Annotated in this window: 8 protein-coding genes; 5 read left to right on the top strand and 3 right to left on the bottom strand. The window is 44.3% G+C overall.

The annotated features are described in order from the left end of the window. Positions 1-106 precede the first annotated feature (106 nt). Both yqfB and AB4583_RS00035 read left to right on the top strand, forming a co-directional pair. Positions 107-421, top strand: coding sequence for a N(4)-acetylcytidine aminohydrolase (yqfB, locus tag AB4583_RS00040; RefSeq protein WP_017063603.1), 315 nt, complete (start codon positions 107-109; stop codon positions 419-421). Between the two features lie 68 nt (positions 422-489). After that, positions 490-939, top strand: coding sequence for a hypothetical protein (locus tag AB4583_RS00035; protein WP_017070231.1), 450 nt, complete (start codon positions 490-492; stop codon positions 937-939). Between the two features lie 144 nt (positions 940-1,083). Here AB4583_RS00035 and AB4583_RS00030 read toward each other — a convergent pair whose 3' ends face one another. From AB4583_RS00030 to AB4583_RS00020, 3 genes are all read right to left on the bottom strand, one after another. Continuing rightward, positions 1,084-2,322, bottom strand: coding sequence for a leucine-rich repeat-containing protein kinase family protein (locus tag AB4583_RS00030; RefSeq protein WP_017070230.1), 1,239 nt, complete (start codon positions 2,320-2,322; stop codon positions 1,084-1,086). A 380-nt stretch (positions 2,323-2,702) separates the two neighbouring features. Beyond that, positions 2,703-3,281: a TetR/AcrR family transcriptional regulator gene (locus AB4583_RS00025; protein WP_017070228.1), complete on the bottom strand. Its 579-nt coding sequence runs from the start codon at positions 3,279-3,281 to the stop codon at positions 2,703-2,705. After that, positions 3,278-4,714, bottom strand: a complete 1,437-nt coding sequence (locus tag AB4583_RS00020) for a coniferyl aldehyde dehydrogenase (protein ID WP_372115995.1) — start codon at positions 4,712-4,714, stop codon at positions 3,278-3,280. Before AB4583_RS00020 ends, AB4583_RS00025 begins: the two co-directional genes overlap by 4 nt. 561 nt (positions 4,715-5,275) lie before the next feature. Here AB4583_RS00020 and speA point away from each other — a divergent pair. The 3 genes from speA to AB4583_RS00005 all read left to right on the top strand — a co-directional run. After that, positions 5,276-7,183: an arginine decarboxylase gene (gene speA / locus AB4583_RS00015; RefSeq protein WP_032546415.1), complete on the top strand. Its 1,908-nt coding sequence runs from the start codon at positions 5,276-5,278 to the stop codon at positions 7,181-7,183. Beyond that, positions 7,183-8,112: an agmatinase gene (gene speB, locus AB4583_RS00010; protein ID WP_017070225.1), complete on the top strand. Its 930-nt coding sequence runs from the start codon at positions 7,183-7,185 to the stop codon at positions 8,110-8,112. Before speA ends, speB begins: the two co-directional genes overlap by 1 nt. Before the next feature lie 659 nt (positions 8,113-8,771). Then, on the top strand, positions 8,772-12,241 hold a 3,470-nt coding region (locus tag AB4583_RS00005; RefSeq protein WP_372115994.1), incomplete at its 3' end, for a retention module-containing protein.

The following is a 12,241-nucleotide window of genomic DNA, read 5'->3' as shown; positions in this document are numbered from 1 at the left end:
CTCGCATCTCGCATCTCGCATCCCGCACCTAATTTTTATTCGCTTGAACACGCATTCTGGTATATAAACATTTACCTAACCTTTAAATGTAAAGCGACCGAAATAAATGACCGCACCGACCACTATGACGTTCTTCGAACGTTTTGAAACTGACATCCTATCTGGCAAGAAGACGATTACTATTCGTGATGAATCTGAGCGAGACTACCAGCCAGGCAGTGTTGTGGAAGTATCGACGCTAGAGCAAGACCGTGTGTTCTGTAATCTTAAGATCATCAGCGTTGAGCCAATTTTGTTTGATGACTTAGGTGAGTTCCATGCTCAGCAAGAGAACATGACGCTGCAAGTACTGAAAGACGTGATTCAAGATATCTACCCGGGTATCTCTCAACTGTATGTGGTTTCTTACGAGCTTGTGTAGCCCGCTTTAAATAGAATTTGTTGATCAATACTGCGTCTAACGCAGAGCAATGATAAAGGGAAGCCACAATGAGTGAATTACAGAGCGAAACAGTTCAGCAAATTTTGCTTCAACTTTATTGTCGTGAGCAAAATGAGCAGCCGTTAATCTCTAGAACTGATCTCGACATTGCTCTTTATGATAGCGAAGGCTTTCTAGCGTGGCGTGATACCAAGCGTGACTTCATTGTCAGTGATATCGAGAATCGAGTTTGGGTGAAGAGCTGTCCCGGCGGTTACATCACTGAAGTGCACTTCAATGCTGACGGTTCTTTGATTGAATATCGTTTGTTCGACCGATTTGAAACAACAGGGCAGTGGCAACTAAAAGATGGTTTGTTACACGTCGAGATTCTGAAGGGTGAGAACCACTACCAGTTTGCTGTTGTGGCTCGTGCTGATCTTAATATTCACTCTGCAGTGGAATATAAAAATGGTGAGCTGCACTCGTATCTGAAATTGGTGCAGGCTGAGCGTTAATCCCTTTTAGCCAACCTTGCTTGTCCATTAAAATTAGTGATATTCCAAGAACAACAAAGCCAACAGTGATGTTGGCTTTGTTGTTTTCAATTCGACCGAGTACTTCTAATCAACGCGCTATTAAGCTATTAAGCTATTAAGCCATTAAGCTTTGAAGTTCGCTAGTTGACTATAAAGCTCGCTGTCTTGATCTTGCTTTGCACAAATCGTCAGTAGGTCTTCAATAAAGTACTTTAATGCGCGAGCTTCGATACGACGAATGCCTTGTTGCTGTGCTTCAGTTAGGTAGCCGTAGATAGTTGCCGCTCCAAAGTCGCCAAAGATCATCTGACCTTGTTCATTAACCAAAGTGTTGTGAGCGTATAGATCACCATGACAGACCTTGTTGGCATGAAGGTGTTCAAACACATCAATCATCTGCTCTGTAATGCTATTGATTTGAGCAATTGAAAGTTCGAAACCTTCTGGGAAAGTATCACGCGTGCAAGTCTCGAGTGTTGGTGGTAGCCCTAGGTTGTAGTAGCTGTTTGGAATGAGTTCCATCACCAAAGCTAGGTAATCTTGTTCCTCTACTTGGGCGATAGATTTTACCAAGTTGTTATGGTGTCCAGCCTGCAAGCACGCTTCCAGTTCATCATGTGGGTAGCCGTCACTGGTGACTTCGCCTTTAAACACTTTAACCGCCACTTCCTGTGGAAAATCGAAGTCGCTGTTTAGCCAGCTTGAATGCGAGATCACGCCAGATGCGCCTTGGCCAAGTACTTGATTCAGTGAATAGCTTTGAGAGCTAACCGCAGGCACGCTATCTAAGCTGCTAGGGTGTTTGCAAAACGGGTTACCCGCAAACGCTAACCAAGCCAGTTTTGGTAGCTTGATAAGGAACTCTGGGAATTCAGTCAACTGGTTTGCAGACAGGCGAACTAGCTCAAGGTTGGATAGGTTTTCCATGCTTTCTGGTAACACGCGAATCTTGTTACCCGCCAATGCCAGTTTCTGTAGTCGCGGTCTTTCACCTAGTGAGCTAGGCAGGGCCTCAATCTCATTGTCGGTCAGGATTAACCAACGTAGTTGAGTCGGCAGAGATTGTTCGCTAACGGTTTTGATTTGGTTGGTTTTGAAGCCAACCATTTCGAGCTTAGGAAGTGACCCTAGAACATCAGGCAGGTGCGTAAACAGGTTATTCGACGCGAAGATAATACGCAGGTTAGTTAGCTTTGATAACTCGGCTGGTAGGTCTGACAGCTGATTACCTGAAAGGTCTAGGATCTCAAGAGAATCTGCAAGCTCTATGATTTCTAGAGGGAACTCTGTGAGACCTTCTGATAGTTTTAGACGCTTAATACCTTTAAGTTGCCCTGATTTTAATTGTTCTAGAGTATGCAAACCTTAGCCTTATGAATAGATGTTCGAGGCGCGTAGTTTACTTGTCTCAACCGAGAAAGGCGAGTATCCGCAACAATACTCGCCTATCTACGCTCAGTGGCTGTTGATATCAAGGTTAAAGCTGAATACGATTTTGGCTAACGCCGACCTCCTCAACAAAATCCAAGTCATGACTGACTAAGATAAAAGCTCCTTGGTATTCACGTAAAGCTGACGCCAATATCTGCTTTGAGTCGATGTCCAAGTGATTAAATTGTGTTCAAATAATTAAAGCGCCTTTGTGGCGCTTTAGTGATCATTATTGGAAATCAGTTGAGTCTAGAACTTATATCTTTGGGTTTAGAGCTTAGAGCTTAGAGCTTAGGGCCTTGGGCTTAAAGCTACTTGGTTTGCCCACCAACGGCGCGCCAACACATATCAAAGCTATCGTTGATGTACTTCGATGTTTGCTCTGGTGGAGACTCGCTTTGTTCAATCAGCCAGTTTGCACAAATCAGAAAGTGGCTATGAATGAAGTGTCTAACAAGGTTAATGTCCAACACCATCAATTCACCATCTTGTTGCCCTTTCAAAATGATCTCGTCTAGCGATGCGAACATCTGTGAAACAATCATTTCTCGAGTTTGAGTCGTTGGGTCGAAATGAACATTGGTGAAGAACTTCATCGCAACTGGATTCTCTAATGCCCACTCAATCCCTGAGAACCACATGAACTTAAAGGCTTGGTAGCGATCTTCTACTGCCACATCAGTGTGCGGTTGAAGGGTCGAGAATAGCTCTAACTTCAGCTCGCGAAACAGTTCATCAATCAATAGAGATTTATTCTCGAAGTGGTGGAACAACGTCGCTTTTGCCACGCCGGCTGTTTTCGCTATTTGTCCGGTAGATGTGCCCTCTAGCCCTTGTTGAGAGAAGAGCAGGAGTGCAGCATCTAGGATTTTTTGTCTTTTGGTGATCATCTATTGAGTACTTTGAACATCAGTTTCTTGATTGGGTTGTTGTAAGGAGGATGCATTAACTTGGTGAAGTTGATTTTTCCTCTACTTAGAACGGTTTTGGCATGGCTAAGGGTCTTGAAGCCCTCAATGCCGTGATAGTGTCCCATGCCTGAAGGGCCGATGCCACCGAATGGTGCGTCTTCTGCAGCCACATGCACCAAAGAATCATTAATACACACGCCGCCAGAGTGCGTGTCTGATAAAAGCTTGTCTTGGGTTTCTTTATTATGGCTCATTAGGTACAGAGCCAGTGGGCGTTCTCTCTCTGTGATGTAATTGATTGCTTCTTCGATGGAATCATAAGGCACGATAGGCAAAACAGGACCAAACAGCTCTTCTTGCATCGCGAGCATCTCATCGTTCACTTCGGTGAGAAGGTGCGGCGTCATTCTGTGGTTTACATCGTCTTGTGCTTGTTCGGTTACCGTGTGAATAACCGCGCCTTTGGCTTGTGCGTCTTCAATGACACCTTTCAAGCGATTGTATTGGCGCATGTTGATCACTGAGGTTAAGTCTTTGCTCTCAATACCGGCTTTATAAAGCTTCTTGAAATAACGCTTATAGGCTGTGATGAACTCGTCTGATTTTTCTCGCGGCAATAAGATGTAATCAGGCGCTACACATATCTGGCCAGCGTTTAGACTCTTGGCAAACAAGATACGTTCAACAGCGTCAGCTACATCAAAGTCAGGGGCAATGATGGTTGGAGATTTGCCGCCTAATTCCAAGGTAACTGGTGTTAAGTTGTTAGCCGCTGCTCTCATAACGTGTTTACCCACAGCGGTTGAGCCTGTGAAAAGGATATGGTCAAACGGCAGTTGGCTAAATTTAGCGGAAACGTCAGCTTCGCCTTCGATAATCGCAACCTGATCTTCACTAAAGCCTTCGGCCAACATCGCTTTTAAAACTCGGTTGGTCGCTGGAGTAAACTCCGACATCTTGAGCATCGCCGTGTTGCCCGCTGCTAACGCTGTGATCAGAGGGCCTAAAGAGAGCATGACTGGGAAGTTCCAAGGCACGATGATACCAACCACACCTACTGGCTGATAATGCACAGTAATCTTGGCTGGCGTTAGCATCAAGCCGGCTTTTCGACGTGAAGGCTTCAACCACTTCTTCAGGTTTTTATCACTGTAATTGATCTGGTGTAGGGAAGGGGTGATGTCAGCAATTAAGCTGTCGTGCTCTGCTCGATGGCCATAATCTTCTGATACCGCTTCAATTAACTGCTCTTGGTAGCGCATTAATAGTTTTTTCAAGACTGAGAGATTATTTCGTCTCTGATCAAGTGTTGGATTAACGTTGTTACGGTAGTGATCTTGTTGTCGGTTGAATATTTGATCCATGTCGTTGGTGCTCGACGTGTTTGGTTCAAGGTCTAGATTATGGCTCATAGTATCCCCTAAATTCGAAGGCTGACCGATTGGTTGGTCAGTTAAAATTACAAGAAGATTGAACCGAATACAAGATATGCGCGAGAAAAGTTCAAAAATTAAGCGGTTACAACATTGAAGTGAGCGAGTTCTAGTAGGAAGAATGAAGTGTTTATCGGCATCGAATCGCGGGACACAAGCTGTGTTGGTGATAGCGAGAGTTCAGATTGTGAAGTGCTTATATTTGTCACAACTCTGACTTAACCTCACTCAATTTACTGAAAATCTTTTGGTTTCTGCACATTTTTTCTCCCTAATTTAATGTGAGAAATTGCTTTATATTTAATGCGCTTCAGCCTGTTTTTTACCCTAAAACCTTGTAATTCCTTACCTGTCATTTTAAGTCGATCTGTCGATAAAAAAACGTAATCGTCACCACAAATATCAATGGTTGGACTCGCTCTTAATAATATCGGTTAATGCAGCCAACAAATCGTTTTTGAACGCTTTTTGTTGGGTTATACCTCGCTATTCCAAAGAGGTATCTTCTGTCGATGGCCCTATAGTGTGAGGTCTCTAGAATTGGAAAATTCGGTTAATTTGGAACGCATCCGTGCTGAGTATAATGTAAAGCACTGGAGCCAAGGTTTTTATGGAATTGATGATAACGGTGAGGTGTATGTTTCACCGAGCGAGACGGATCATCAAGTCCCACTAAGTAAGATCGTAAAACAGTTAGAGCAAAGAAATATTGGTTTACCTGCTCTTGTGCGTTTTCCTCAAATAGTGCATCAACGTGTGCACAATATCTGTAACGCATTTAACCAAGCGATCGACGAATATCAGTACGACAATCGTTACCTACTTGTTTATCCGATTAAAGTTAACCAACAAAAAGAAGTGGTTGATGAGATCTTAGCGAGCCAAGCTCAATTAGAGCAAAAGCAGCTAGGACTAGAGGCGGGCAGCAAACCTGAACTATTAGCGGTATTGGCGCTGGCTCAAAAAGCGAGCTCTGTGATCGTGTGTAACGGTTACAAAGACAGAGAATACATCCGTCTTGCGCTGATTGGCGAAAAGCTAGGCCACAAAGTCTTTATCGTTCTAGAGAAGTTGTCTGAGCTTGATCTTGTTCTTTCTGAAGCGAAAGCACTTGGCGTAAAACCTCGTTTGGGTTTACGTATTCGTCTTGCTTCTCAAGGTGCAGGTAAATGGCAAGCAAGTGGTGGTGAGAAGTCGAAATTCGGTTTGTCTGCATCACAAGTATTGACCGTTATTGAACGCTTGAAAGCAGAAGACCAGCTAGATGTTCTAGAGCTAGTACACTTCCACCTTGGCTCGCAAATGGCGAATATTCGTGATGTGCGAAATGGCGTGAGTGAAGCGGCTCGTTTCTACTGTGAACTGCGTGATATTGGCGCTCAACTGAAGTTCTTAGATGTTGGTGGTGGCTTGGCAGTCGATTACGACGGCACGCGTAGCCAATCTTCAAACTCAATGAATTACGGCTTGCTTGAGTACGCTCGTAACATCGTGATGACAGTAGGGGATATTTGTAAACTCTACAATCAGCCACAACCTGTGATTATTTCGGAGTCTGGTCGCTCACTAACTGCGCACCATGCTGTGTTGATCACCAACGTGATTGGTACTGAAAGCTACTCACCGGAAGATATGGCTGCGCCAGAAGCAGACGCACCACTGTTGCTAAACAACATGTGGAAGAACTTCTTGGAGTTAGATGCAGGTAATGATGACCGCGCGCTGATTGAGATCTACAACGACACGCAAAGTGATATCGCAGAAGCACACAACCAATTTGCGACAGGCATGCTGAACCTTCAGCACCGTGCTTGGGCAGAGCAAATGTCTTTACGTATTAACTACGAGCTTAGCACTCGCATGAGCACAAAGAACCGTTACCACCGTCCAATTTTGGATGTGTTGAGTGAGCGTTTGGCTGATAAGTTTTTCGTGAACTTCTCTTTGTTCCAATCGTTGCCAGATGCTTGGGGTATCGATCAGGTGTTCCCTGTATTGCCTCTAAGTGGTTTGGACAATGCGGACGAGCGACGCGCGGTAGTACTGGATATCACATGTGATTCTGACGGTACGATCGATCAGTATGTTGACGGCCAGGGCATTGAAACAACGTTGCCAGTGCCAGCATGGAACCCAGACGAACCTTACCTGATGGGCTTTTTCCTAGTAGGCGCATACCAAGAGATCTTGGGTGATATGCATAACCTATTTGGTGATACGCACAGTGTTGTGGTGAATGTTGATGAAAGTGGTCAAGCGAATATCGACTACATCAACGAAGGCGACACAGTAGAAGACATGATGCGTTATGTTCATATCGATATGGACCTAATTCGTCAGAACTACAAAGAATTGGTCACGGCGAAAGTGCCAGCTCAAGAACAGCAAAGCGTACTTGAAGAGTTAGAGCAAGGCTTGATGGGTTACACCTATCTTGAGGATTTTTAATGAACGATCTATTTACGAAACCAGATTACTCGCTGTATTCCAATGCGATGACGTTTATGCGTCGTCCATTGGTACAGAACCCAATTGATAACGATGCTGATGTGGTTGTGTTGGGCGCGCCGTTAGATATGGCGACGTCTGGTCGTCCGGGTGCTCGTATGGGACCTGATGCGATTCGTCGTGCGTCAGTAAACTTGGCGTGGGAAGGTAAAAAATTCCCTTGGGACTTCAATGTATTTGAACACACCTCGGTCATTGATGCTGGCGACCTTGTGTTTGATTGCGGTGATGCAGAAGACCTAACTCAACGTTTAGAAGCGGCGGCTGATGCGATTTTAAATAGCGGTAAAACATTGCTTGGATTAGGTGGCGATCACTTCATTACACTGCCTTTGTTAAGAGCATACGGCAAGAAGTTCGGTGAGATGGCTCTGATTCACTTCGACGCGCACACTGACACTTACAGTCAGGGCAGTCGTTACGATCACGGTACTATGTTCTACCATGCGCCAAATGAAGGTTTAATTTCGCCTGAACATTCAGTGCAAATTGGTGTTCGTACAGAGTACAAGCAGGAAGGACACGGCTTTAACGTTATTAACGCGATGCAAGCGAACGACATGAGCGTGGACGAGATCATTGCTCAAGTGAAAGGCATTGTTGGTGATAAGCCAGTTTACCTAACGTTTGATATCGATTGTCTGGATCCTGCTTTTGCTCCGGGTACAGGTACTCCGGTATGCGGCGGTTTGAATTCAGATAAAGTTCTGAAAATTATCCGTGGTTTGCAGGGCATCAACATGGTTGGTATGGACGTTGTAGAAGTTTCTCCAGCGTATGACCAAAGCGAGATTACAGCACTGGCTGGTGCAACTATCGCACTTGAGCTGCTTTATGTTTGGACGGCAAATCGCCTCGCTAAATCATAGTGTTTGATTGTTAAAAGCGTAACGCTACATACTGATTTTAAAGCCCACTAAGTTTCAACTTAGTGGGCTTTTTTTGTCACTTCCAGAAAACAACCTGTGACCAAATTGAAGAGGGGAGCTGTTGTTTATCAGTTGGTTAAAATTCCGACATATACATTTTATGCAACTTATTTTATTGTTTTTGATACAAACTCCACCACCTATCCTCTGGTTATTGTCTCACAAATGGTAATTACTTCTGCTTTACTGTGGACGTATAGAAAGCCTCAATCAATACCCCATATTTGCTAATGATTTATCAACTTTATTGCTGTATATATTATAAATAATGAGGTGTAATTACATTGTGAATTTATTTGCATATAAATCAATACCATACTAACTTTTAACTAAGTTATTCAAACTCCAACAAGAATCCCTCGGTTTGTGAAAAGGCGCCTCTTAGCACAGACATGGCATTTTTTATGGGGAAGACTAGTCTTAAGAGTAAGTAAACTATAAAAAAACAGGTGAAATACTTTCTCATTTCAGGCCAGTTAGGCGTAACAATGGATTGTCATTGATGAGAGCTAAGTATGTATTCAAGTGAAACCTGAAATTGTTATTACCAATAATTTTCACAGCGCTCGAGAGCAGTGTTTTGTGACTACGGGGGATATATGGATATCGAAGTTTCACGCCAGGTTGCTGTAGTTGAGGCAGTTAGTGGACATGTTGTGGTCGTTAAGCCAGACGGCAGCGCAAGAAAAATTTCAATTGGCGATATCATCCGTGAAAATGAGATCGTGATTACGGCCAACAAGTCAGAACTTGTATTAGGTGTGCAGAATGATTCAATTCCAGTTGCAGAGAATTGTGTCGGTTGTGTTGATGACAACGCTGCATGGGTAGACGCCCCAATAGCCGGTGAGGTTAATTTTGACTTACAGCAAGCGGACGCAGAAACCTTCACCGAAGACGACCTTGCTGCAATTCAAGAAGCCATTTTAGGTGGTGCCGATCCGACTCAAATCCTAGAGGCAACGGCCGCTGGTGCTGGACAAGGTTCTGCAAACTCCGGCTTTGTCACTATTGATTACAACTACACACAGACTCAGCCATCGACATTCTTTGAAACCGCTGGTCTAGCAGAACAAACGGTTGATGAAGACAGAGAAGAGTTCAGGTCGATCACTCGTTCATCAGGCGACCAATCAATCAGTGAAGCTCTTACTGAAGGCTCGATATCTGATAATACTTATCCTCAATCTATCACGACGACAGAAACTATCATTGCTGGTAGTTTAGCGCTCTCCCCTGATTCTTTTGTTCCAGAAGCACTGTCTCTCGCTTCGCTACTCACAGAGCTAAACAGTGATATTACTTCAAGTGGTCAACCCGTTACGTTTACTTATGATGCGGCGACGAACTCTATCATTGGTGTTCAAGGCACCGATGAAGTATTACGCATCGACATCGATGTTGTTAGTGTTGGAAACAACGCTGAGCTTTCATTGACCACAACGATTTCTCAACCAATTGATCACGTAACGTCTGTTGGTGGCGGTCAGGTTTCCTATACAGGCGATCAAATTAACATCACTTTTGATATTCAAGGTGAAGACACCGCCGGAAACCCATTAGCAACACCAATTAATGCGCAAGTTGCCGTGGTTGATGGGGGCGATCCGTCTGCTGAAAGTGTGAATATCAGTAACGTAGAAACTAGCAGTGCAGCAATTGAAGGAACGTTCTCCAATATTGGTAGTGATAATCTTCAATCAGCTGTATTTGATGCTGGTGCACTGGACCAGTTTGATGGGTTGCTCAGCGATAATCAAAATACGCTTGCAAGGCTATCTGATGATGGGACAACGATCACTTTGTCCATTCAAGGCCGAGGTGAGGTTGTTCTTACTATCTCGCTAGATACCGATGGTACTTATAAATTCGAGCAATTTAATCCAATCGAACAAGTGGGTACCGATTCACTGACGTTCGATTTACCGATCACGATTACCGATTTTGACCAAGATGTCGTAACCAATAACATCAATATTGTTATCACTGATGGCGATAGCCCAGTTATTACCAATGTCGACAGTATTAGTGTCGATGAAGCAGGCATCATTGGTGGCTCACAAGAGGGAACAGCGCCTGTAGCGGGGAGCGGAAGTATCACTGCCGATATTTTCGAAAGCGACATCATCGATCATTACGAGCTTGAGCCGACGGAGTTTAATACTGCTGGTTCTTTAACGTCTAGTGGCGAAGCCGTATTGCTTGAGCTTATTGGTGAAACTAACGGTGTAAGAACTTACGAAGGCTATGTTGAAGTCAATGGTTCTCGAATTACGGTCTTTGACGTTAAAGTTGATAGTCCGTCATTGGGGAACTATGAATTCACTCTGTACGAAGAGCTTTCTCACCAAGGTGCTGAAGACGCGTTGTTGACCTTTGCTCTGCCTATTTATGCCGTTGATGCAGATGGAGATCGTTCTGCACTATCTGGCGGTTCGAGTACACCAGAAGCCGCAGAGATTCTCGTTAATGTCACAGATGATGTTGTTGAGCTAGTTGATAAAGTTGAGTCAGTCACGGAACCGACTTTAGCGGGCGATACCATTGTTTCGTATAATCTGTTCAACTTCGAAGGCGCTGATGGCTCGACAATTCAATCGTTTAACTATGATGGTGTTGATTACTCACTAGATCAGAGCTTGCTGCCAGATGCTGTTCAAACATTCAGTTTTACTGAGGGTGTTGTAACCATCTCACTAAATGGCGATTTTAGTTTTGAAGTCGCTCGTGATATCGACCACTCAAGCAGTGAAACTCTCGTCAAACAGTTCTCGTTTTTAGCTGAAGATGGTGATGGAGACACTGACACTTCATCGCTTGAGCTAAGTATCACTGACGGCCAAGATCCAATCATTGATTTGATCCCGCCTGTTACTCTCTCAGAAACCAACCTTGCTGACGGCTCTGCTCCCAGCGGAAGTACAGTTAGCGCAACCGAGACGATTACCTTTACCGCAGGCAGCGACGATGTAGCAAGTTTCCGTATTGAACCAGCCGAGTTCAATGTCGGTGGTGCTCTGACGTCCAATGGGTTTACGGTAGAGATTAAAGAAGATTCGGCTAATCCAGGTACTTACATAGGCTTTATTACTGATGGCTCGAACGCTGAAGTTCCTGTATTCACGATTACTTTCTCTACAAGTACTTTGGGTGTATACACCTTTACCTTACTTGAAGCGTTAGACCATGCGGATGGTTTAGATAATAACGATCTGAGCTTCGATCTACCTGTTTATGCGGTTGACACAGACGGCGATGATTCATTGGTTTCGCAACTGAATGTGACCATCGGTGATGATGTTCAAATCATGCAAGACGGCACATTAGATATCGTTGAACCGAATGTTGCTGATTTGGCTGGTGGTATTGTAACGACCAATATGATCGATGTGATGCCAACGCAAAGTGCTGACGGCGCGACAATCACTCAGTTTACTTATGACGGTGTCGTAAACACACTGGATCAAAGCATTTCAGGCGAACAGCAATTTAGCTTCACGGAAGGCGAGCTATATATCACTCTTGGAGGAGAAGTACGCTTTGAGCCAAATCGTAATTTAGACCACACAACGAGCGAAGACATCGTGAAGTCGATTGTGGTGACTTCAAGTGACTTCGATAACGATTCTCTGACTTCTACCGTAACGCTGACGATTACTGATGGTGATAACCCTACGATTGACGTTATTCCAAGCGTAACCCTTTCTGAAACAAATCTGACTGATGGCTCCGCTCCTAGTGGCAGCGCGGTGAGCTCCACTCAAACCATCACATTTACCAACCAAAGTGATGATGTGGTTCGTTTCCGAATTGAACCAACGGAATTCAATACTAACGATGATCTTAAATCGAACGGTTTAGCCGTTGAGTTACGTGAAGAGCCGACAGGGTCGGGTGACTACATTGGTTTTACTACTAGTGCGACGAATGTCGAAACCACGGTATTTACGCTGAGTTTTTCTAGCACCATATTAGGTGAATACACGTTCACACTCATTGAAGCGTTGGACCATCAAGATGCCCGTGGTAACAACGAGCTCAGCTTTGATCTGCCTGTTTATGCGGTAGA

This window comes from Vibrio sp. 10N.222.49.C12 (genome assembly GCF_041475025.1).
GTDB lineage: Bacteria > Pseudomonadota > Gammaproteobacteria > Enterobacterales > Vibrionaceae > Vibrio > Vibrio crassostreae_C.
The sequence above is the reverse complement of the archived record's forward strand: the minus strand, read 5'-3'. Positions and strand labels throughout refer to the sequence as shown.